At 66.6% G+C, this 23294-nt stretch carries 19 protein-coding genes; 8 read left to right on the forward strand and 11 right to left on the reverse strand.

Annotation, left to right across the window (positions count from 1 at the left end; translation table 11 throughout):
- The first annotated feature begins 32 nt into the window (after nt 1–32).
- A complete protein-coding gene (locus LKE06_RS05690) occupies nt 33–2246 on the forward strand; it encodes an MmpA family trehalose lipid delivery protein (RefSeq protein ID WP_372477283.1) in 2214 nt (737 codons plus the stop codon).
- 3 nt (nt 2247–2249) lie between these two features.
- Here the strand turns inward: LKE06_RS05690 and LKE06_RS05695 are convergent, their stop codons facing one another.
- Nucleotides 2250–3494, reverse strand: a complete 1245-nt coding sequence (locus LKE06_RS05695; RefSeq protein WP_227999291.1) for a glycosyltransferase family 4 protein — start codon at nt 3492–3494, stop codon at nt 2250–2252.
- A gap of 272 nt (nt 3495–3766) precedes the next feature.
- On the opposite strand from LKE06_RS05695, the gene LKE06_RS05700 reads away from it, so the two are divergent.
- Entirely contained in the window at nt 3767–4480 is a 714-nt protein-coding gene (locus LKE06_RS05700) for a class I SAM-dependent methyltransferase (RefSeq protein ID WP_227997572.1), read from the forward strand.
- Between the two features lie 2 nt (nt 4481–4482).
- Here LKE06_RS05700 and LKE06_RS05705 read toward each other — a convergent pair whose 3' ends face one another.
- Complete coding sequence (locus LKE06_RS05705) at nt 4483–4776, reverse strand: hypothetical protein (RefSeq protein WP_227997573.1); 294 nt, start codon at nt 4774–4776, stop codon at nt 4483–4485.
- A 208-nt stretch (nt 4777–4984) separates the two neighbouring features.
- On the opposite strand from LKE06_RS05705, the gene LKE06_RS05710 reads away from it, so the two are divergent.
- Entirely contained in the window at nt 4985–6430 is a 1446-nt protein-coding gene (locus LKE06_RS05710; RefSeq protein ID WP_227997574.1) for an aldehyde dehydrogenase, read from the forward strand.
- On the opposite strand, the gene LKE06_RS05715 is transcribed toward LKE06_RS05710, so the two are convergent.
- Complete coding sequence (locus tag LKE06_RS05715) at nt 6431–6625, reverse strand: hypothetical protein (protein ID WP_227997575.1); 195 nt, start codon at nt 6623–6625, stop codon at nt 6431–6433.
- Nucleotides 6626–6819: 194 nt separating this feature from the next.
- Nucleotides 6820–7770, reverse strand: coding sequence for a GlxA family transcriptional regulator (locus tag LKE06_RS05720; RefSeq protein WP_227997576.1), 951 nt, complete (start codon nt 7768–7770; stop codon nt 6820–6822).
- A 112-nt stretch (nt 7771–7882) separates the two neighbouring features.
- Between LKE06_RS05720 and LKE06_RS05725 the strand changes: the two genes are divergently transcribed.
- Complete coding sequence (locus LKE06_RS05725; RefSeq protein WP_227997577.1) at nt 7883–8635, forward strand: HD domain-containing protein; 753 nt, start codon at nt 7883–7885, stop codon at nt 8633–8635.
- A 148-nt stretch (nt 8636–8783) separates the two neighbouring features.
- On the opposite strand, the gene LKE06_RS05730 is transcribed toward LKE06_RS05725, so the two are convergent.
- A complete protein-coding gene (locus LKE06_RS05730) occupies nt 8784–10616 on the reverse strand; it encodes a phosphoenolpyruvate carboxykinase (GTP) (RefSeq protein WP_227997578.1) in 1833 nt (610 codons plus the stop codon).
- Nucleotides 10617–10857: 241 nt separating this feature from the next.
- Complete coding sequence (locus tag LKE06_RS05735) at nt 10858–12249, reverse strand: hypothetical protein (protein WP_227997579.1); 1392 nt, start codon at nt 12247–12249, stop codon at nt 10858–10860.
- Between LKE06_RS05735 and LKE06_RS05740 the strand changes: the two genes are divergently transcribed.
- Nucleotides 12221–12697: a hypothetical protein gene (locus tag LKE06_RS05740; protein WP_227997580.1), complete on the forward strand. Its 477-nt coding sequence runs from the start codon at nt 12221–12223 to the stop codon at nt 12695–12697. The genes LKE06_RS05735 and LKE06_RS05740 overlap by 29 nt on opposite strands.
- Here the strand turns inward: LKE06_RS05740 and LKE06_RS05745 are convergent, their stop codons facing one another.
- On the reverse strand, nt 12698–13861 hold the full coding sequence (locus LKE06_RS05745; RefSeq protein ID WP_227997581.1) for a hypothetical protein: 1164 nt from the start codon (nt 13859–13861) through the stop codon (nt 12698–12700).
- 66 nt (nt 13862–13927) lie between these two features.
- Nucleotides 13928–14710: an SDR family oxidoreductase gene (locus LKE06_RS05750; protein ID WP_227997582.1), complete on the reverse strand. Its 783-nt coding sequence runs from the start codon at nt 14708–14710 to the stop codon at nt 13928–13930.
- A gap of 346 nt (nt 14711–15056) precedes the next feature.
- Between LKE06_RS05750 and trmB the strand changes: the two genes are divergently transcribed.
- Genes trmB through LKE06_RS05765 form a run of 3 tightly spaced genes read left to right on the forward strand, consistent with a single transcriptional unit; the run spans nt 15057 to nt 19575 of the window.
- Nucleotides 15057–15866, forward strand: coding sequence for a tRNA (guanosine(46)-N7)-methyltransferase TrmB (trmB, locus tag LKE06_RS05755; RefSeq protein WP_227997583.1), 810 nt, complete (start codon nt 15057–15059; stop codon nt 15864–15866).
- Nucleotides 15866–16594 carry an NYN domain-containing protein gene (locus tag LKE06_RS05760; protein ID WP_227997584.1) on the forward strand — a complete coding sequence of 243 codons (729 nt, stop codon included), beginning with the start codon at nt 15866–15868 and terminating at the stop codon, nt 16592–16594. Before trmB ends, LKE06_RS05760 begins: the two co-directional genes overlap by 1 nt.
- Complete coding sequence (locus LKE06_RS05765) at nt 16594–19575, forward strand: MMPL family transporter (protein WP_227997585.1); 2982 nt, start codon at nt 16594–16596, stop codon at nt 19573–19575. The genes LKE06_RS05760 and LKE06_RS05765 overlap by 1 nt, the downstream gene beginning before the upstream one ends.
- A 131-nt stretch (nt 19576–19706) precedes the next feature.
- On the opposite strand, the gene LKE06_RS05770 is transcribed toward LKE06_RS05765, so the two are convergent.
- From LKE06_RS05770 to LKE06_RS05780, 3 genes are all read right to left on the reverse strand, one after another.
- Nucleotides 19707–21617 (reverse strand): DUF2339 domain-containing protein, encoded by a 1911-nt coding sequence (locus LKE06_RS05770; RefSeq protein WP_227997586.1) that lies wholly within the window; start codon nt 21615–21617, stop codon nt 19707–19709.
- Between the two features lie 138 nt (nt 21618–21755).
- Nucleotides 21756–22454 carry a DUF1707 SHOCT-like domain-containing protein gene (locus tag LKE06_RS05775; RefSeq protein ID WP_227997587.1) on the reverse strand — a complete coding sequence of 233 codons (699 nt, stop codon included), beginning with the start codon at nt 22452–22454 and terminating at the stop codon, nt 21756–21758.
- 135 nt (nt 22455–22589) lie between these two features.
- Nucleotides 22590–23222: a response regulator gene (locus LKE06_RS05780; RefSeq protein WP_255648851.1), complete on the reverse strand. Its 633-nt coding sequence runs from the start codon at nt 23220–23222 to the stop codon at nt 22590–22592.
- Nucleotides 23223–23294: the final 72 nt, after the last annotated feature.

Here is a 23294-nt window from a genome sequence, read left to right on the forward strand (position 1 = left end):
GAATTCGCGGTCGGAACGTAGGGTCGTCAGACGTGGGTGATGGTAGGCAGGCTCGGCGCGACCGGTGGGTGCGGTTTGTCCCGGTCGGCTACAGCGCGCTGTTGGCGCTGGTCATTACCGGACCGCTGCTCGGTTCGGGGTATCTGCTGCTGCGCGATGCGGTGAGCACGCCTCGTTCCTATCTCACCGACGCCGCGCTCGGTCTCGGTGACGCCGCGCCGCGTGCGGTGCCGCAGGACGCTCTGCTCGCGGTGTTGTCACCGATCGTCGACGGCGGACTGATCGTCAAGGCGATTGTGCTGCTGGCGTTGTGGGCGGCCGGATATGGCGCGGCCGTGCTGGTGCGCGAATTGCTCGGTGTCTCGCTCGGGCCGCAGTTGGTAGCCGCCACCGTTGCGGTGTGGAACCCGTATGTGGCCGAGCGCCTATTGCAGGGTCATTGGAGCCTACTGGCCGGATACGCCGCACTGCCCTGGATCGCGCTGGCCGCCTATCGAATTCGCGTCGGATCCGACACCCGACGCCGCACCGATCCGGCCTCGGAACCCTCGGATAGCCCCGCACATCCAGGGAATGCCGCTCATCGCGACGATCATCCCGAATTCCACCGCGCGAATCGGCGGACCCCGCGACTCGCTACGACGGGTGCCTGGGCCGCGTTGGCCGGATGCTTCGCCGCGGCGGGATTGACACCGACCGGCGCGCTCCTGGCTGGATGCACCGCCGTGGTGCTCGTTGGCCGCCGAAATATCCTCCCAGCACTGATCCTGCTGCTCGCCGCATCCGCACCCTGGTTGACCGCGACCGCGCTCTCCGGCGCGGGCTCCGAGCCCTCCGACCCAGTCGGTATCACCGCCTTCGCCGCGCGGGCCGAACCCGGCCTCGGCACCCTCGGTAGCCTGGCCGGACTCGGTGGAATCTGGAATTCCGACGCTGTCCCCGACTCCCGGACCACCTCGCTAGCCTTCGTCGCAACCATCCTGCTGCTAGCGCTCGTCGCGACGGGTATCCGCGCGGTCGCCTGCACCCGATCCGACCATGCCGGCGCCGCGACCAGCACGAACACGACGCAGGCTCGCACAGTGAATCCCTTCGGCACCCTGCACCCACCCAGCATGGTGAACCACCCCGGCACCGTGAATCAACATTGCGCGGAGCATCACCCCGGCGCCACGTACCAACCCGACACAGCGCACCAACCTGACACGACAGCCCAACCTCGCGCAGCACACCAACCCAGCGCCACACACGAACCCGACACGACAGCCCAACCTCGCGCGGTGCGTCAGCACACTGCCGTGGCCGAGGGGGGCGAACAGATCGGCATCGCGGTTCGGCGCAGGTTGCTGATGTTGGCCGCCGTTGCCATCATTCTTCCCGCGCTCGGCGCGACCGGCTCGGGCATGGCGGTCATGGAATGGCTCGTCACGCGCGTGCCGGGAGCGGGGCTGCTGCGTGACACTCAGAAGTATGTCGCGTTGGCGATGCCCGCGTACGCGTTGTGTGTCGCGGCCGGATGCCGCGCCGTCGCTTCGTGGCTCGCGACCTCCACCGTCTCGAATTCCCCGCGTAACCAGCGGCGCACCGACTCGCGCACCCCTCTGATGTCGCTGACCGCAACGGTATTCATCGCACTGTTGACCTTGCCGCTATTCGATCTGGCCTGGGGCGTCGGCGGTGCGCTGCGCCCGGTGCATTATCCGATCGGGTGGCAACAGGTCGCGGAGAAGATCGACGGACCGGGTGATGTGGCCGTACTTCCCGGCGGCATGTTCCGCAAATTCCCCTATAGCGGCCACGCCCCGGTACTCGACCCCGCACCGCGAATGCTGCCCAACGACGTCCTGCAAACCGGCGAGCTTCCGGTCCGCGGACGTACCGTCGCCGGCGAAGGCACACGCGCGCGAGACGTGGAAAGCCTACTGCTACAAGGCGGTTCGGCCCAGGAACTGGCCGACCTCGGCGTCGGATGGGTACTGACCGAACGCACCACCCCCGGCCCACTCGGCGAGTCGAAAACCACACTCGCCCAATTGATTCCGATCTACATCGACACGGACCTAGCCCTGTACCGAGTCCCGGGCACCGTCAACCATCACAACGATTCCCCCGCCACGCACCGCCGAATCTCCAACGCCGCCCACTTGATATGGGCGGCCCTACTAATCAGCGCTCCCCTACTGGCCCCCGCCAACCAACGCACACTTAAAACCGCCGAGCGCTCGACCAGCGGTACATCAGCGTGAGGACTATTCGCATTTCGCCGCGGCCATGTAACACTCCTCGACCGGTCCACTTGGTAGTTGATATGTGGTGGTAGGGCGGGGTTGGGGGAACGGGGGGATGAGGCCGGAGGTGTGGCGGCCGGCGGCGGCGGCGGCCAGGACAGCGTGGACACCGTTTCCTGTTTGTTCCCACGAGAATTCGCTGGCGCGGGCGCGGGCTTTTTCGCCCATGACGGTCCGGGTCTCGTGGTCGTCGAGTAGGTCACCGACGGAGTCCGATAGTTGCGCGATGTCATCGACGATGATGCCGGTGACGCCGTCGACTATGGAATCGGTGAGCCCTCGTGAGCTGCGGTAGCCGATGGTCGGGACGCCGTGTTGTGCGGCCTCGATCACCGCGAGCCCCCACCCTTCCTTACGAGATGGCAGGACATGCACCCAGGCGGCGGCGAGCAGTTCGTGCTTGCGGCGTTCGTCGACGTGGCCGTGAAAGGTGACGGCGTCGGCGATGTCGAGGTCGTGCGCGCCTGCCTTCAGGTTGTCGGCCCACCAGCCGTCGCCGATGACATCGAGGTGCAGACCGGGGATACGTGGACGCAATCGCGCGACCGCCGCGAGCGCGTCTTCGATCTGCTTGTGCGGCACCAGCCGGGAGAGCACCACGATGCGCGGGTTCGCCGTGCGTGTCGCGGCGGCGCCGGTCGGCGCGCCCTCGGGGATGGGTTCGGCGCCATTGCGGACAACCGCGATTCGCGACCGGTCGACACCGAGGGTGGCGAGTTCCTCGGCCGAGGGCAGCGAGACGGTCAGGTACTGGTTGCGGCGGTGCGCGCGCGGCGAGAGTCGCGATTCGATCCACCAGCCGACGCGGCCGACGAGGCGACCGGCGACCGGCCACTGTTCGCGGTGTCCGTGATGTACGAGCACGACCGAAGGCGCGGCGGCCGCGACGGCCGCGAAGAACGGAATGCCGTTCTGTGTATCGATCACCGCGTCGGGTCGCACACCACGCAGTGGCCCGATGCCGAGTCTGCCGAGCGCGATCGCGGCCAAAGCCCGCGGATACACCGAATAGCGTCCACCGACCCGGCTGATATCGATACCGTCGACGCGCTCCCGCTTCGACGATCCCGGGTAGCGGGCGGTCCGCAGCGTCACCTTGATCCCGCGTGCGGCCAGTTGTGTGCCGACCTGCTCCAGATACCGTTCACTGCCGCCACCCTGCGGGTGCCCGGTGTCACGCCAGCACAGCATGAGGACTTCGCGCACGGTGAAGCTTCTCTCGGTCGGCAGATCCAATTAGGGATGTCGGATATTCGTCCAACACACTAATAGGCGCGGCGGCCCGCGGCCCGCGCCGGGCCGATCGCGCCACGGCCGGCCCAGTTTCTCGCCACCGGCAGCCCGGGGCTGCGAATGGCCACGGCACTTGTGCGAGACTCTGCGCCGTGCTTAGAGCTGAAACTACGCCAAGCCGGACAGTGGGCGCACGCAATCGCGGACGATCTCGGTTCGCGCGGCGGGCGAACCTGCGGCGGTCGATGCGTTTGCTCAGCAGCTTTCGGTTCGAGCAGTCCGATCCGGCGCTGTTCTATGGCGGTCTGGCCGCCGACAGCGCGGCAATGATCAGTGACTTCTACGCCGACATCACCGGCCAGGGGCTCGAAAACGCGACGATTCTCGATGTCGGCGGCGGTCCGGGATATTTCGCCGATGAGTTCGCCGGCACCGGCGCGCGCTATATCCCAGTGGAGCCGGACCCGTCGGAGATGCACGCCGCCGGATTATCGGTGCCAGGTGCCGTGCGCGGGTCGGGGATGGCGCTGCCGTTCCGGGACAACGCGGTTGATATTTGCTTCTCCTCGAATGTGGCCGAGCACGTACCGCACCCGTGGGTAATGGCCGATGAGATGGTGCGGGTGACGCGGCCTGGTGGATTGATCGTGTTGTCGTACACGGTGTGGCTCGGACCGTTCGGCGGCCACGAGACCGGGCCATGGCACTACGCGGGTGGGGAGTACGCCGCGCGCAGATATCGGCATAAGCATGGTCGCGAGCCGAAGAACCGGTTCGGCGAGTCGATGTTCGCGGTTACCGCGTCGGATGGGTTGCGGTGGGCGGCAACCACTCCCGCACAAATTCACACCGTCTTTCCGAGGTATCACCCACGCTGGGCGTGGTGGCTGGTCCGTATTCCGATGGTGCGCGAGCTTCTGGTCAGCAACCTGGTGGTGGTGGCCACCAAGACTGGGTAGAACTACCTCTGCAGCCAGCCCCTGCGCCAACCGCGCGTCCCGCACGCGGCCTCTGCCCATGGCGATTCCCGAATCGCGAGACCGACGGTTTCCAGCGTGGTCAGCGCGAGTAGATCAGCGAGCACCCCTACGGCCGCGACCGCCTCCGCGGCCTGTATAGCGGCGGTGGCTTGCTCGATTGTCAGGGTCCTGCCCGGTAAGAAGGAGACGACCCATCCGCCCGTACCCACGCACTTTGCTTGATGCTCGGTCTGATCGCTGGTCATCAACGACCGGCCGATCACTTGCACCGCCATGACTCTGACTCCCCAACTGCGGTATCGGTTCAGGTATCGAGCGAGCTGATCAGTAGATACAGCATCCTCTTTGCAACAACAGAACGCAATAGTGCGTTCTCCGAAAAGCGAACCGACAGGTTGGAATTCGACCTGTTCAGAGCTACGTCCGAGCAAAAAACTGGAACAGGTTACAGACAAGCGGGCGGGGAAACTGTAACGTGTTCTCATGCACTACGACAGCTTGTTCATCGGCGGCCGTTGGACCGCGCCAGCCAGCACCGAGCGCCTCCAGGTCATCTCGCCTGCCACGGTCGAGACGGTGGGCAGCGTCCCGGTGGTCGTCCGCGACGACGTCGACGCCGCGGTTGCCGCCGCCCGCCGTGCCTTCGATTCCGGGCCGTGGCCATCCACCCCACCGCAGGAGCGCGCCGAGGTCCTCAGCCGCGCCGCACGCCTGATCGAGGAACGCTCGGCCGACCTGCTGGCGACGCTCACCGCGGAAATGGGCGCGCCGGCGATGATCGCCATGACGCTCAACCAGATCCCCGCCGTCGCCGCCCTCGACGCCTACGCCGAACTGGCAAAATCCTTCCCCTGGAACGAAACTCGCACCGGCATCTTCGGCACCTCGCGTGTCTCGCGCGAGCCGCGCGGCGTAGTCGCGGCCGTAACCGCATGGAACGTCCCGCTTTTCCTCGCCGCCAACAAGCTCGCACCCGCACTGCTGGCCGGCTGCACGATCGTACTCAAGCCGGCCCCGCTGACCCCGTTGACCGCCAACAAGATTGCCGACATCTTCACCGAGGCCGGGCTGCCAGAGGGCGTGCTCTCGGTTCTGCCCGCCGACGCCGAGGCCGCCGAATACCTGGTTTCACACCCGGATGTCGACAAGGTCACCTTCACCGGCAGCACTGCGGTCGGCCGCAAGATCGGCGCCATCGCGACCGGCCAGCTCAAGAGCGTTTCGCTCGAGCTCGGCGGCAAGTCCGCGGCAATTCTCCTGCCGGACATGGACATCGCCGCGAACATCCCCGTCCTCGCCTTCTCCGGCCTGATGAACAGCGGACAGGCCTGCGCCGCCCAGACCCGAATCCTCGCGCCGCGCAGCCGCTACGACGAAATCCTCGACGCGCTGGTCGAACAGGTGCGCACCATGAAAGTCGGCGACCCGAACGACCCGACAGTGACACTGGGGCCGCTCATTTCCGAACGCCAGCGCGATCGTGTCGAGGGCTATATCGCCAAGGGCAAGCAGGAGGGCGCGCGGCTGGTGCTCGGCGGCGGGCGGCCCGCCGATCTGGACCGTGGCTGGTTCGTCGAGCCGACGATCTTCGCCGACGTCGACAATTCCTGGACCATCGCTCAGGAAGAAATCTTCGGCCCGGTGCTGTCGGTGATCCCCTACGACACCGAGGATGAGGCCGTAGCCATCGCCAACGATTCGGTCTACGGCCTGGCCGGATCTGTCTGGACCACCGATATCGAGCACGGCGCCGAAATCGCCGCGCGGGTTCGCACCGGCACCTATGCGATCAACTGGTACGCGTTCGACCCCACCTCGCCCTTCGGCGGATACAAGAACTCGGGCCTGGGGCGGGAGAACGGCCCCGAGGGACTTGACGCGTTCTGCGAGCAGAAGTCCCTGCTCATGCCGCTCGGTTGGACGGGATAGTCACTCTTCCGGCATAACTACCCGCAGCACGGGCTGGCAATCATGTCCGGGCGGCGCGTCGACGATGTCGACGCGCCAGCCCGGCGGTAGCGCCGCCTGTAGTCGGCCCGCGACCCGCCACAGCGGCGTGCTCGACAATGCCAAATCGATTCCGGCAATACTGGACACCTGCCCACCGGTCTCCACATCGGTCATGTGCCAACCGCCTCTCGCGCTTCGATCTCATCGCCTACCACGGTTTTTTCGCGGAGTGACGAGTCGATAGGGAAGTAGTTCAGTCGATCAGGTTGCAAACAAACTGGACAGCCATGAAAGGAGAATAGGAAAAGCATAAGGGACCGCGATTGCCTCAGCGGCCGAAGACACACTTCCGTTCGATAGCGCACCCACTAACGTCGCAGCGACCTGCGATACCCCGCGGGCGTGGCGCCCGTCACAGCGCGCAAATGCACCCGCAGCGCCGTCACGCTGCCGAATCCGGCCTGCGCCGCAACAACCTCCACGGGCAATTCGGTGGTTTCAAGCAGTTCGCGCGCTCGCGCGGTGCGCTGCGCCTCCAGCCAGCGCCGCGGCGTGGTGCCGACCTCGGTCTTGAATCGGCGAATCAAGGTGCGCTCGCTCATCAACGCGTGCGTCGCCAACGCCGAAACATCCGGCACGACCGCAGGATTCGCGGCGGCCCAGGACATGGTCGCGGCCAGGCCGCCGTCGAAACTGGACCGGCCCATTGTCTCCGGGATGTATTGAGCCTGTCCACCCTCCCGGTGCGGCGGTATCACATTCCAGCGCGCCAACTCCGCCGCCGCTGCCGCACCCAGTTCGCGGCGCACGATATGCACACACAGATCCAAGCTGGCCGACAACCCGGCGGAGGTCAGCACATCCCCGTCGTCGATGTACAACGCGGCGGGGTCCAGCCGCACCGCGGGAAACAGCTCGGCGAATTCATCGCAGTAAGCCCAGTGTGTCGTGGCCGGTCGCCCGTCCAGGAGCCCGGCCCATGCCAGCACGAATGCGCCGACACACACGCTGACCATGGTCGCGCCGCGGGCCGCCGCCGCTCGTAGCGCATCAAGCGCGGGCTCAGGCGGCGGTAGCGTCGGCAATCCGATGCCCGGCACCACCACGATGTCGGCGGTTTCCAGCGCGTCGAGCCCGTGTTCGATGTGCAGGTCGAATCCATTCGGTGTCCAGACCGGGCCCGGCCGCACCGTACACGTCCGCAGCTCGAATCCGACCGACGTGCCGAACTTTCCCGGGCCGTGCCGGAACGCCTGCACGATGCAGCCGAGATCATAGGTCATAACCCCCTCGAGCGCCAATGCGACAACCTTCCGCACCGCTCCATTTTGGCACAAATCCGAGCACTACTGGCATTCCCGCCACTAGTCGGATCGTCAGTGGCGCGATTGACTTGACCTCAGCGCACAGCTCGACCACAAAGGAGCCAACATGGCTGTACCGACCGACATCGATTGGGATTGGGCGAGACGAACCGGTGGCGTGTTGTCGGACGGGCAACGCCGGGCGCTCGGCCTGGAACTCGCCCGCACCATCCCGAAATTCGGTGGCGCACAAATCAAACGGGCACTCGGCCGCCGGGGTATCGGACGCCTGGAATTCGCGGGCCTGCGGCTACCCGATTCGAAACTCGCTCGCGCCGCGGAAAACGAAGCGCGCGAATGCCTTTCGACCGCCATCCTCGGTCACTCCTACCGCAGCTACTTCTTCGGCCGGGTCCTCGCCGATATCGACGGCGTCCGCTACGACGACGAGCTGGTCTACGTCTCATGCCTGCTGCACGACCTGCACCTCGAACATCCCACTCCGGGACGATGTTTCGCGGTGGTCGGTGGCGAACACGCCGCCGAATTCGCGGCTCGCGAAGGCGCCGACCCCGACCGCGCCGCCGCGATCGGCGCGGCCATTGCCGCACACATAACCCCCGGCGTCGCCAATGACCTGGGTGACCCGGGCGGCTTCGTCTCCGCCGGCGCCTCCGTGGACGTAATCGGCGCCCGCTTCGGCGAACTCGACCGCGCGTGGGTCGCGGAGCTACTGGAGCGTCACCCACGCGAGGACTGCAAAAAGCACCTGATCGCCGCCTTCACCGCGGAAGGAAAAGCCGTCCCGACGGGCCGGACCAAACTGCTCAACGACCGGGGCTTCCTACAGCTCGTCCGCATCGCTCCATTCTCCGAATAGCCACCGCGGACGCGGCGCCGCACCCGAAAGATTATGGGGGGCGGCTGAGCACAGGTTTCGAGCGAAGCGAGATCGAGCCCGAAAGTTCGCGGCCGGCCCGCGTCCGAGTGGACACGAGCCGGCCGCGAACACGCGTCGCCGGACTAGCTCAGCTCAAGCGCTCCTTCAGCGCCTCGAACTGATCGCGGACGCCGGAAGGCAGCTTGTCGCCGATGAACTCGAACCATTCCTCGATCAGCGGGATCTCCTTGCGCCACTCGTCGGGGTCGACATGCAGCGCCTCGTCGACATCGGCGGGCTCGACATCCAGACCCTCGAGGTCGATTTGCGCGGCGGTCGGCACATTGCCGATCGCGGTGGGCTCGGCGGCGGCGCTGCCATCGATGCGGCCGACGATCCACTCCAGTACGCGGGAGTTCTCACCGAATCCGGGCCACAGGAAGCGACCGTCGTCCCCGCGCCGGAACCAGTTGACGTAGAAGATCTTCGGCAGCTGGTTCGCGTCGGCGTTCTTGCCGACATTGATCCAGTGGTTGAGGTAGTCACCGACGTGGTAGCCCATGAACGGCAGCATCGCCATCGGGTCGCGGCGCACGGTGCCGACCTTGCCCTCGGCGGCCGCGGTCTGCTCGGAGGACAGGGTAGCGCCCATGAAAACGCCGTGCTGCCAGTCGAAGGACTCGGTCACCAGCGGGACCGTGGTCTTGCGGCGGCCACCGAACAGGATCGCCGAGATCGGCACGCCCTGCGGGTCGTCCCATTCGGGAGCCAGGATCGGGCACTGCGACATCGGCGTGCAGTAACGCGAGTTCGGGTGCGCGGCAAGCGTTTCGGTCTCCCGGAGGGTCCAGTCGTTGCCCTTCCAGTCGATCAGGTGATCGGGCTCGCCCTCCAGCCCCTCCCACCACACGTCGTTATCGTCAGTGAGCGCGACATTGGTGTAGACGGTGTTGCCCGCGTCCATGGTGGCCATGGCGTTGGGGTTGGAGCTGTGGTTGGTGCCGGGCGCGACACCGAAGAACCCGAACTCCGGGTTCACCGCGTACAAGCGGCCGTCCTTGCCGAAACGCATCCAGGCGATGTCATCGCCGAGGGTCTCGGCGCGCCAGCCGGGAACCGTCGGCTGGATCATCGCGAGATTGGTCTTACCGCAGGCGCTCGGGAAGGCCGCGGCGATGTAGTACGCCTTGTTCTCGGGGGAGATCAGCTTCAGGATGAGCATGTGCTCGGCCAGCCAGCCCTCGTCGTGGGCCATGGCCGATGCGATCCGCAGCGAGTAGCACTTCTTGCCGAGCAGTGCGTTGCCGCCGTAACCGGAGCCGTAGCTCCAGATCTCACGGTCCTCGGGGAAGTGGGTGATGTATTTGGTGTCGTTGCACGGCCACGGCACATCGGCCTGGCCCTCGGCCAGCGGCGCACCCACCGAGTGCAGCGCCTTCACGAACGGCTTGTCGGTGCCGAGCTTCTCCAGCGCGGCGGCGCCCATCCGGGTCATCACACGCATCGAAACGACCACGTATTCGGAGTCGGTGATCTCCACACCGAGCTTGGGGTCCTCGGCGCCGAGCGGACCCATGCAGAACGGCACCACAAACATGGTGCGGCCCTTCATCGAGCCGCGGTACAGCTCGGTCATGGTGGCGCGCATCTCGGCGGGGTCGACCCAGTTGTTGGTCGGGCCCGCGTCGGCCTCGGTCTTCGAACAGATGTAGGTGCGGGACTCGACCCGGGCGACATCGGAGGGGTCTGATAGTGCCAGGAAGGAATTCGGCCGCTTCTTCTCGTCGAGCCGCTTGAACGTGCCCGCCTCGACCAACTGGTTGGTCAGCCGGTCCCATTCGTCATCGGAACCGTCCGCCCACACCACACGCTCCGGCTGAGTGAGTTCCGCGACTTCCTGTACCCAGGCGAGTAGTTCGCTGTGCTCGGTCGGCGTCTTGCCGTCGGATCCACGAAGACCAGGAATGGTCGCTGAGGTCATGAAAACTCTCCTGAGATGGGCGGCTCCACGATGCTTCGCCGCCTGGCCGATAGGCCCATGACCAGCGCGAACACACCGAGCGCCACCGTTGGCGGGAAGGCACCCGCTACGACCGGCCGAAAGCGCGCCATGGATGGACGGCGTACAAGGACGAAGCGGACGCCCAGGTTCCTGATTAGAGGTTAACGCGATGTGACGACCGGTACGGAATCGGGTTCCCAATCAAGTACCCAACGGCTAACTATTTAACAGACGAGATTCGCCGATCGATGATCTTGATGTCACGTTCACAGGCGGCGAGCTGCCCGGGTTGTTCAGCGGCGCTACGGCGCAACCGGGCCTCCAATTCGGCCACCCGACGGTCGGTTTCGACCATGCGCGCGGTGCTCGCGCGCACCACCTGATCGGCCAGCGCGGTCTCCGCTTCCACCAGCGCGGTGGCCACCCGCTGCTCTAGCTGGGCTTTTACATTCACCACCACATCGGCGACCCACTGCCGGACGTGCGCGCGGTCGGCCATCTGACCACGCGTGCGCACCACCCACGCCGCCGCACCGATCCCGAGCAACAGCGTCACCGGCACGCTGGCGACGTCGAGCGCGGGCACCAGCGCGAGCGGCGAAACCACCAAACGGCCCAGTCCGACACCGGCCGAGGCCCCCAGCGCGATCATGAGGTGATCTTCGACACCCCGATGCCGTGGATCGGGATCCTCACCGACTCGGGGGGCGGGATCGCGTCGGGGCGGCGGCATGCCCCGATCACTGTTCGCCGCGCTGATCCGCGCCGCGAGATCGGCGAGTCGACGTTCGATCTGCGCGTCGATGACACCGGTCAACTCGGTTACCGCCTGCTGCAACCGTTCCGGATAGTCACCGAGTTGGGCTGGACGCGACCGATCCAGCTCGCCCCGAGCGGCGGTGTGCAGCGCGCGTACCTGTGCCCCCACATCGGTCATCAGGTCGACCCTGGCCAGGTGTAGTTGACCGCGCAGTGTCGACAGTGCGGTTGCTCGGCCGCCGTCACGGCCGGCGAGCAGCGTGGTCCGCTCCTCGCGCGCCCGGGCGAGTTCGGAGCCCGAACGCAGGCCGGCCACCTGATCCACCACCCGCTGACGTGTTTCGGCCAGTACCCGCGCGGTGACGGCGGCCAGACGCCCGTCGCCGGAGGTTTCGGCACCCGCGGTCGCCGCGGCCAGTTCGGCGTGCAGCGCACCCAGTCCCGAGCGATCCAGCAGGCTGGCGTCGCCACCCGCGCGTGCCGCCACCGCCAGTCGTGCCGACACCGGCACGATGTCCAGATCGGTCACGCCCTGCGCGGCGAGCAATTCGTGATCGTGCTCGCGCACCGAGCGCCAGTCCTGGTAGGCGTGAATCCCGTTCATGGCGAGCAAGATTCGAGTGCCGTCGGCACGCAGCCGCCGCACCAGCCGCAGCGTGTCGGAGCCGAGCGAGCTGCCCGCGTCGAGCAGGATCAGCGCGACCGCGGCGGGCTCGGCCCCCGACGACGACGTGGTCTCCACGGCCGCACTGGCATCCGCCATCGGATCGGATAGGTCGACGCGCGGTTCGAATCGCGCGAGTTCCGTACGCAATAGTGTCGTATTGGCGTCATCGGGTCCGATCAACCTCACCCCCGAAGCGGTCGAGGTACCGCCCCCCATCACCGCCCGCAACAGCGCCATCCCCTGCGGATTCCACCGCGCCACCACCGCCTCCACATCGGGCGTCAACGGCGCTACCGCTCCCGAATCCGACTGGGGCACAACCGAACCCACACCGCGCGGCCCAGCGCCAGCACCCGAGGTTGCCGAATCCTCGTTACCCACCGCAACACTCGCGCCCGTCGAGACCGAACTCGCACGAGGCTGCCTGGCTCCCCCGTCAGCCATAGCCGAATCCTCGCCGGGCACATCCGCGCTCACACTGCCCGACGCACTCGGCATCGACTGCTGTGCCGAACCCTCACTCGGCGGCGCTGTCTTCGCGGCAGACGGAACCGAAACCTGGCCGAGTGGCGCCGAATTCAGGCTCGGTGTGGTCGGATTCGAGGCAGGCGGCGTGGGTGTCACCCTCGGTTGATCAGAGTCCGGCACTGCTCATTCGCTCCCACTGCCGGATGTAGCCGTTGTGTACGCGCAGGGCCGCGCGGCGGGCAGCAGGTGGCATGTCGCTGGAGACAACCGCGCGCCAGCGGGCGGCGCGAGCCAAGGCGTCGTCGGCGTCGGCCGGTGCGGGGGCCGGGTATCCGGCGGCCAGGTGCGCGACCTCGGGGCAGGCGAGGCCGGCGCGCAGGCCCATCCACCGGGCATCGTCACCGAACAGATAATCCTCGAGGACATTGCGGGCATTGCCGCCGTCGCCGGGCAGTGCGCGCGCGGCCAAACGGTCGAGTTCGTCGAGCAACTCACCGCCGCGCAACGACGAGACCTGCTCGTAGCGGCGGTGCAACAACCCGTGCAGCGCGTCGATACCGCTGGCCGCGTGCAAGATTTGCAGCAGCGCGTGCGGAAGCAGTTCGGGATCGTGGCGCAGCGCGACGAGCGCCGAGGTCACCCCGTAGAGATCCCAGCGATGCAGCAATTGCTCGCGTTCGGTGACATCCGGCCCGGCCGACGGCGAGATGAACAACTCCGGTGAGAGCGTGAGCGCGGGATCCGCGGTGGCCGCCAGCCTGCGCAACGTCGCCATATCGGCATCGGTTATCGCACCCGCCCTGGTGCGTACCGCCAGCGACGCGACCACCGGCAGCGTGAGAATGCCCAGTTCCGCACGGTATTGCTCGGCCGCGATCACCGCATCGGCCCAACGCGATCCGATCGCGTCGGCCTTGTTCAACACCACCACGGTCCGCTCCGACGGCAATGTGGCGAGTATCCGCCGATCAGCGGGGAGCAGCGCACCCGATAGGACATAGACGACGATGTCCGCGTCGAGCACCGGATCGGCCACGTCCGGCTCGTCCACCGGCGCGGTCTCTACCGCCGACATGAGCGCCAGCGCGTGCAGGACGGTGCTGCGGCCCGCGTGCGCACGACCTGTCACCTGAATACGCGGCGGCCTGCGCCACTGTGCCGCGACGGCGCCGACCTGGCTCGCGACCCGCGGATCATCTCCGCCACCGGAACGCAGCACGGTGATCAGGTGGTCGAGTTGGTCAAGTTCCCGCGCGGGCGCCGTGCCCGCACGAGAGGTGGTCCCGCCCGGTCCGATTGTGGGTCCGCCTGATTCGGTGGCTGTCGACATGGCTGCACACCCCCTTTACGGTGCGCAATTCTGTCAGATGCCGGGCCGGAAGGCGGCGGTGACCGCTCAGCTGCCGCTGAAGAACTTGTTCGCGGTGCGCACCGCCCAGTTCGGTGCGTATTTCGCGGCGGTCGCCAGCGCCTTTGCCTGCGCCCCGATTTCGTAATGCACCTTCGGCAGCCAGCCACGCTTGCGGGTGGCGTTCCAGATTCCGGTCGCGACATCCTCGGCGGTGAGCCGCACCCCGAGCGATTTCGTCGATGCCGTCTCGACACCGTCCACCATCGCGGTCGCGACGAACAACGGCCACACCGCGATCACCCTGATGTCGTAGCGCTCCCATTCGAGATCCAATGCCTCGGTGAGCCCCTTGACCGCTGATTTGGTCGCACCATAGGTGGCGAGTTCGGGTTGGCCGTAGATCGCGGACGCCGAGCACAGATTCACCACCTGGGCACCCGGGGTGTCGCGCAGAAAGGCGAAGGCCGCATGGGTTCCGTAGATGACCCCACCGAGGTTGACGTCGACGAGCGCCTGATGCGTGGCGGGCTCGATCGACTCGAACGGGCCGGCGCGCAGGATGCCCGCGTTGTTGATCAGGATGTCCAGTCGGCCGGTATCGGCATGGAACTCCGCGAGCCGCTCGGCCCATTGCGTGGCGTTGGTCACATCGAGCAGACCGGTGCGGACACTGCCGCCCGCGCCGGTGATATCCGCGGCGAGCCTGGTCAGGCCGATTTCGTCGATGTCGTAGGCGCCAACGTGATATCCGTTCGCAGCGAACAACAGGGCGCTGGCCCGGCCGATACCGGCTGCCGCTCCGCTGATGAACACTGCCGGACCGTTCATGGGGGCAGTCTAGTGGCTGGGCGCGGCACGGCCGCACGGTCGATTTCGGCCCGCTCCACTTTGTCTGGCAATAGGTTTCAGCATGCCTATCGCGATACCTCGCCAGGTGCACAGCAACCACACAGCGACGTCCGCGATACCCGGGACGCGGTCGGCCACGAGCCATCCGACCCGACTCGGACGGTATCGGCGAGACGCCGCCCGCCACCGCTGGGATCGAGCCGGCCGCCGCGCCGCCTGACCCCAGCCCTGGCCCGCGCCCGAATCCCCCGCGTACGCGGGGTATGACGCCGATGGAAGACCTACCACGCAGTCGATTGCCGCGCTGATCCTCCAATGCTGGACAATGGACGCCGTGAACGACGTCGCGAACCACACTTCCGAGCCAGTTCCGGAACCGCCGTCCACACCATCGGAGCCGGTTGGGGACGAACGCCGCCGAGGCTCTGGCTCCCGCCTTTACCCGCGTGTCACGAGCTTCCGCTCGCGGCGCGGCGCACTGACCGCGACCCAGCAGCAATCGTGGCAACGCACCTGGCCGCGCATCGGTCGCGACGTCGCCGACGAACCACTGAACGCCACCGCGTGGTTCGGCCGCGAGGCACCTCTCGTCATCGAAATCGGGTGCGGCACAGGCACCGCCACCGCCGCCATGGCGCAGGCCGAACCACACCTGAACCTGATCGGCATCGAGGTATACAAGCCCGGCCTCGCCCAATTGGTGCATCGCGTCGAGCGGGAAAATATCGAAAACATCCGGCTACTGCGCGGCGACGCCGTCGATGTGCTGGAAAACATGATTGCCGAACAATCGCTGACCGGCGTCCGGGTCTTCTTCCCCGACCCGTGGCCCAAGGCAAGGCATCACAAGCGCCGGCTGTTGCAGCCGGCCACCCTCACCCTCATCGCCAGCCGCCTCCGCCCCGGCGGCGTGTTGCACGTCGCCACCGATCATGCCGACTACGCTGAGCACATCGCCGCCGTCGGCGCGGCAGAACCCCAGCTCATCGGCCTGAACGAGACGACAGGCGGAGTGAGCGCGGACCATCGGGAAACCGCGCCGATCGGCTTCGAACGACCCATCACCAAATTTGAAAGCAAGGCGCATCGCGCTGGCAGCGCGATCACCGAGTTCATATGGGGGAAGATCGAATAATGAGCCTCAGTGCGATGACCCCCGAGGTCGGAGATGTTGCCAGGGAGGTGCCCGGTACCGCGCCAGAGGTCCTCGGAAGCGCCACACCGAATGTGCGTCGGGTCCTGTTGGTGTGGGACGCCCCGAATCTGGATATGGGTCTCGGCGCGATCCTCGGTGGGCGGCCGACCGCCGCCTATCGTCCCAGGTTCGACGCGCTCGGCCGCTGGCTACTCGCACGGACCGCCGAACTGTCGGTCGGCTCCGCCTATCGGGTGGAACCCGAAGCCACCGTCTTCACCAATATCGCCAACGGCACCGCCGACGTGGTGCGCCCGTGGGTCGAGGCGCTGCGCAATGTCGGCTTCGCCGTATTCGCGAAACCCAAAATCGACGAGGACTCCGATGTCGACGCGGACATGCTCGCGCACATCGAATTACGCAGCCGCAGCGCCGGGCTGGCGGGAATCATGGTCGCATCCGCCGACGGCCAGGCATTCCGCGAGCCACTCGAAGAACTCGCCGCCCACGGAATCCCTGTTCAGGTGCTCGGCTTCCGCGAGCACGCGAGTTGGGCCGTAACTTCCGATAGTCTCGAGTTCATCGACCTCGAGGACATCCCTGGCGTGTTCCGTGAACCACTGCCCAGGGTCAGCCTCGACTCGCTGCCCGACGAGGGTGCCTGGCTGCAGCCATTCCGGCCGCTGTCGGCACTGCTCACCTCTCGCCCCTCGCAAGGAGTCGCTTAGTGTTCACACGCTGGGGCGAGCTGGCCTATCGGTTCCGCTTTGCCGTTATCGGCATGGTTGTGGCCGCGCTCTTGGCTTTGGGCGGATACGGCCTCGGCCTGGAAGGCCATCTCAGCTCCAGCGGGTGGGATGACCCCACGTCGGAATCGGCGGAGGCCGCGCGGTTGTCCGATCAGTCGTTCGGTCGTGATCACACGAGTGACGTGATCGTCCTCTATACCGCGCCCGACGGCACAACGATCGACGATCCCGCCTTCAAGCAGAAGATCGTCGACAGTCTCAACAGCTTGCCGCGCGAGCACCCTGACGAGATCACGAAGGTCAACGGGGCCTACTGGCAGACCGAGACCGGACCGGCGTCGCCGTCGACCTTCGGCTCGCAGGACAAAAAGCACACTTTCGCCTCGCTCGCGATCGTCGGTGACAACGACACCGATATGGTCCGCAACTTCCGGAAAGTGAAGGACACCTTCGACATTCCGGGCATCGACGTGCAGGTCGCCGGCCTGCAACCGGTGGCGGGCACCCTCAACGACACGATCGCCAGCGACACGAAGCGGATGGAGATACTCGCCATCCCCGCTGTCGCGGTGCTGCTGTTCTTCATCTTCGGTGGTGTCGTTGCCGCCGCGCTGCCGCTGATCGTCGGTGGTCTCACGGTAATCGGCGCCAACGGCATCGTCATGTTCATCACAAAGTTCACCGAGGTGAACTCGTTCGTATCCAGCGTCGTTTCCATGATCGGTCTCGGTCTGGCGATCGACTACGGACTGTTCATCGTCAGCCGATTCCGTGAGGAACTCGCCGAGGGCTACGACGTCCCGTCCGCAGTGCGGCGCTCGGTCATGACCGCGGGCCGCACCGTCGTGTTCTCCGCGACCATGATCATCGCCAGCCTCGGCGGCATGCTGCTGTTCCCGCAGGGCTTCCTCAAATCGATCGCCTACGGTTGCATCGCGACCGTCGCGCTGGCGGCACTGACCACCATCACCATCCTGCCCGCGATGCTCGGCATTCTCGGCAAGCGCGTGGACATGCTCGGGCTCAAGTGGTTCCGCAAAACCAAGACCGCCGAGGAAATCGAGAACGGCTTCTGGGGCAAGTCAACCCGGTGGGTGATGCGACATCCGCTCAAGATCGCCATCCCGATCTGCGTCGGCTTGTTGTTGCTGATCATCCCGGTCAAGAACCTCGCGTTCGGCGGCATCAACGAGCGATATTTGCCGCCGGACAATTCGACTCGGCTTGCCCAGGCCAAGTTCGACTCGATTTTCCCGCTCCGCAAATCCGATCCGATCCAGCTGGTCTTCGTCTCCGACGACAGCAACGCGGTCGGCAAGGTGTGGAAGGAAGCCGACCAGGCGCCCGGTCTCGCGGGCAAATTCGAAGTGCCGACCAAATCGAACACGAATCCGAACGTCTACCGCACCCCCGCGACGCTCGTGGACTCCGACAACGCCGATCCGACGATCGAATACCTGCGTTCCATCGAATTGCCCGACAACGTCGAGATGTACGTCGGCGGGCAGCCGACGATCCAGAAGGACAGCATCGACGCGCTGCTCGACCGAATGCCGGCGATGATCGCGCTGGTCTTGTTCGTGACCACGCTGCTGATGTTCCTCACCTTCGGCTCGCTGGTGCTGCCGATCAAGGCCGCGTTGATGAGCGCGCTCGGACTGGGTGCCACGCTCGGCATTTTGACGTGGATCTTCGTCGACGGGCACGGCGCCGGCCTACTGAATTTCACGCCGCAGCCGATCATGTCGCCGGTACTGGTGCTGATCATCGCGGTTATCTACGGTCTGTCGACCGACTATGAGGTATTCCTGTTATCACGCATGGTCGAAGCGCGCTCGCAGGGGGCCTCGACCACCGAAGCGGTACGCATCGGTACCGCGCAGACCGGCCGTATCATCACCGCGGCCGCGCTGATCCTGCTCGTCGTCACGGGTGCTTTCGCGTTCTCGGACCTGGTGATGATGCAGTACCTCGCCTACGGCATGATCGCCGCGCTGTTCATCGATGCCACGATTCTGCGCATGCTTTTGGTGCCGGCGACCATGAAGTTGCTCGGCGACGACTGCTGGTGGGCGCCGGCCTGGATGAAAAAGATCCAGGAGAAGGTCGGCCTCGGCGAGCCCACCCTGGACGACGAGCGCCCGGGCGGCGGCGATCTCGTCGACCTGGTCAAGACCACCCCGATCACCGACCCGGTCACCGTGCAGATGCCCGCGCTGGCCGAGGGCTCCAAGGTGCCGAAGTCGCCACGCCGCCCGCGCACGGTGGCCGAGATCGAGGCCGAGGCGCCGACACAGCGCATCGACGCCGTCGCGCCCGCCCCGCGGCGCACCGCACCGACTGCGCCGGATCCGACGCGGCCACGGGCGAACCCCGCACCGCACGAACCCGCTCGAACACAGGCCACGCCGCCTACCACAACCGAATCGGGTGAGTCGAGTACCTCCCACCCGACTCCGGCGCCCCGCCCGCACGACCCGACCCGACCGCGCGCCGCATCCGCCGAGCCGAACGCACCGTCGCTCGACCTACCCCAGCAGGGCACACCGTCGGTGGATCTTCCCGGACTTGGTGCGCTGTCTTCGGACCTCCCGCAGTCGGGTACGTCGCCGAACCAGAGTCCGTCGACGCAGCCCCTGGCCGACTCGAACACGCCGCGCCCGGTGCCGTCGGTGCAGGTACCGAACCCGCCTATCCGCCCGCGCTCGCTGGCGAGCACCCCGGAATCCGCACCGGCGACCGAGCCACCTGCCGACCACGCCGCCAATGGGAACCAGCCCGCTGCCCCCGAAGAACCCGACAACGGCCCGCCGACCACTCGTAGCACCATCGAAAGCTGGATGGCCGAACTGCGTTCTTCGCGCCGGGAAACCGTCAAGCCGGACGAGGGCCGCCACCACGGGGGCGATGGCCGCACTGTCAGCGTCAACGAACTGCTGCGCAGGCGCGAGCAGGAATAACCGTCGCGGGTTACGGATCGGATCGCCAGTAGGCCCGGTCATTTGGTGGTCGCGATCGCAGCTCGGGCTCGTCGGGCCCGCACGCCGGGCAGCACGTTACTTCCCGGACGCCGAGCCGCGACTGCGGCTGTTCAGCGCGGTGCGGTGCGGGGTGAATCATGGTTGGTAGCACCGGCTTCGGCGAAGACGCGGGCGTAGCGGGTGCCTGCCAGCAGGAGCAGGACGCCGACGACCAGGAATGCGGCGACGCGGAGCAGGCCGTCGAGGGTGGCTAGGTCGAAGAGGAAGAGTTTTACGAGGGCGGCGGCGGTCAGTAGGAGACCGGAGCCGAGCGCGAGTTTCGATATCGAGGCGGATCGGGCCAGGTTGCGCAGGCCGAACAGCAGTGCGGCGGTGGCCGCTGCCATCCATAGAATGGTGGCGACGCTGTGCCCGATGATGAAACCGTCGGGCAGCCGGGTGGCGACGCCGAGCGACACGGTTGCGGCCGTCAGTGCGTATAGGCCGACGACACCGGCGATGATCCATAGCAGCGACTGCGTTGTTTCACTACCGGTGGTGCCGGGAAGCCTGCGGACGCACCACACACCTACCGCGATCACCGTCAACATGAGGACTGCGGCCAGCGCCGTCGAGATCCCCAGCGTCTGCTCCGCAAGGTGTTGCGTGGCAAGCATTTCCGGATTCGCGGAATCGAATAGAACCAGGGTGCCCAGCGCCGCGAAAACTGTTGCGATACCGGCAGCGATCGGCAGGCGATGCTGGCCGGCGACACCGAGGAAGCCCACCGACACCAGCAGTAGCGCGATCGGCAGGGTCTGCGTTTCGGTCACCCCGACGCACGCTTCCAGCAGCGCGAACGAACCGGACGCGGCGGCAACGATGCCGACGTGGCCTGGAATCCTCACCAGCTCACCGAGTTTCGGCGCGGCGGACAGGGCTGCAACGGTCAACATCACGGCCGCGAACAGGCCCGCGATGATCGCGGCGATGTGCTCGGTGAAGAGAATCGGCACGACAAGCATCGGCGCCGCAGCCAGTCCGAGGGTCAGTGCGGCCATGACATCCCCGTAGCGTCGACGCACCACGAGCAGGCAGCCGACGAGTCCGATCACCGCGATGGCGATTGCGGCCGTGAATAGCCAGAACACCCGGTCCCGTGCGGGAGTATCGAAGGTGGCCAACGCAATCGCCAACACGGTTGCGAGCACGGCGGGCAGCGTCCGCACCACATGAAGCACCGGCCAGTCGCGCACCAATTGCACCGGCACACAGGCCAATTGCAGCACGATCAGGAACGCGAGCAGCACCAACTCCGTCGTCACCACCGGCGACAACACCGCGGCCCCCACCACGACCAACACCGCGAAGGGCTGCGACTGCCACCGCATTGCCAATGTCACGCCGCCCGCCGTCACCGCGAGCGCCACGGCAAGCCCGAGTGCCGGAGATAACCACTCGTAAATCGCCGTCACCGCAACGACATCCAAATAGGCACCAGCGATCCCGGTGGCCGCCAAACTGATTCCACCGACGCGCCCACCGGCCCGCCCGAACACGCGCACCCCAGCCCCGACCAGAGCCACCGAGAACACTACCCCGGCAACAACTCTCGGTACCGGCCCGAAGAACCCGGCCTGCGCCGCGAGCACCAGCAACATCACGACACCGATCAGCGTCACCCCGACACCGGCCGCCGCCAGCAGCCGGCTGATCATCCCATCCTGCTGCCACCACGGTGTACGCGGCGATACGGGTCCCCGCCGCACCGGCGGCCCCGGCGGCCGTGCCCCCGACTCAACCGGCGGCCACGTCGAGCCGACCGGCGGACGCACGCCCAACCCCGCCTGCGGCCACGTCCCCTGCACAACCGGCGCGCGCGACTCCCCCGATGCCGGAACCCCCGGCGCACCAGGCCAATCCGCAATAACCTGCGTCCGCAACAACTCCAGATCTTGCCCCAGCACCCCCAGCTGCGAGCCGAGCGTCGCGAACTCCTCCGACAACCGTCCGATCAGCGCCGGATCGATAGATCTAGTCATACCCCCATGCTGGGCTCCCCGCCGTGCCGGACCATGAGTAGAAACACCCGCTACTCACCCGATAACTACCCGACATCACCCGCCGGCAACACTCGCCACGTTTCGCCGAAGCGAACCAGCACATCCGATGTTGGTGCGTCAGCGGCCCATGAGCCGACGCCATTGCGACATCAGGGGGTGCTTGGCGGTGATAGAACCGAAACGGATGCGGCCGTGCACGACCACGTGCAGCGGGCCGGGCCGCGGCCCGGTACGCACCTTGTTGTTGACGCTGGAACCGACGAGATCGACGGCGTTGAGGTCGACGGTGGCTTCGGATGGAACGATCAGCGTCAACGAACTGAAGTAATCGTCGAGATGCAGTGCCACCACCTGGGTAGTCATGATCGCCTCGGTGAAATCGAGCGTGATGCCCGAGAGCCAATTGTTCAGGTGCAGCGTCGGCGCCACCTGCCATGGGCCACGACGGTTGACGTTGGACATGCGGCTGCGGATCAGGTTGCTCGGTGTTGCGGCCGATCCCACAGCGGCCACTGGCCGCTGCTTAACGAAGGATGGCGCGGCGTTCACGAATGTCGAGGACGGCGCGGCCGGCCGGCCGACAAGCCGGACACCGGGCAGGTCGATCAGTACCGAGTTGAGTTCACCGCGCGTCTTGGCGGCCAGCGCCGTGTCCATTCGCTCGGTGAACTCGCCGAGGGAAAGCATGCCGAGCCCCACGGCCCGCTGCAGCAGTTGACCGACATGTTCGCGTTCGGCGTCGGAGACGCGCAGTTCCCGGTCACCGACGACGTGACCGGAGCCGGCGCCATCAGATACCGATTCGGGTCCGCCCATGGTTTCGAGATTACCGACCCCCGGCCAAGGGCACATCAGGGCAATCCCGGATTTCGGGCGCAACCATGTCGATCGTAAGTCGGATTCTCGACCGCATGACGCGACGGCGATGTCTCCTTCCGCGTGCCGGTCGCGTTATTCGAGTCCCTGCTCGATCGCATAGCGGGTGAGCTCCACCCGATTCGCCAGCTGTAGCTTGCGCAATGTCGCCTGCACATGGTTCTCCACGGTCCGGTGACTGAGTCCGAGCCGGGCGGCGATCTGTTTGGCGGATAGCCCCTTCGCCACCATCCGCAGCACCTCGGTTTCCCGGTCGGTCAGTGCTGGGCGGTGCGGTTCGTCCGGTTCGGTGGGCGCGGTCGCCATACGCCGGTATTCGCCGAGGACCAGCCCGGCCAGCCCGGGGGTGAAGACCGGCTGCCCGGCGGCGGTCGCGCGGACCGCCTCGATCAGTTCGACCACCGACGCGCTCTTCACCAGATAGCCGCAAGCGCCCGCCTTGATCGCGTCGAGCACATCGTCGCGTTCGGCCGAGGCCGACAGCACAAGCACTCGGCTGTGTGGCGACACTCGCAATACCTCGGCGGTGGCCTGCACCCCGTTCCCATCGGGCAGCTGCATATCCATCAGCACGACGGCGGGCCGCACCGCCGCCGCCCGGCGGGTCGCCGATCCGACCCCGTCGGCGGTGGCGACCACCTGGAACCCGGTCTCGGTGAGATCCCGTGACACTCCGTCCCGCCACATCGGATGGTCGTCAACCACCATCACCGAAATCCCCTCGGTCGCATCAGTATCGGTCACCGCGCCTCCTGTGTGTAGCGGGCGCCAGCGGTTGCG

This window comes from Nocardia australiensis, assembly GCF_020733705.1.
GTDB lineage: Bacteria > Actinomycetota > Actinomycetes > Mycobacteriales > Mycobacteriaceae > Nocardia > Nocardia australiensis.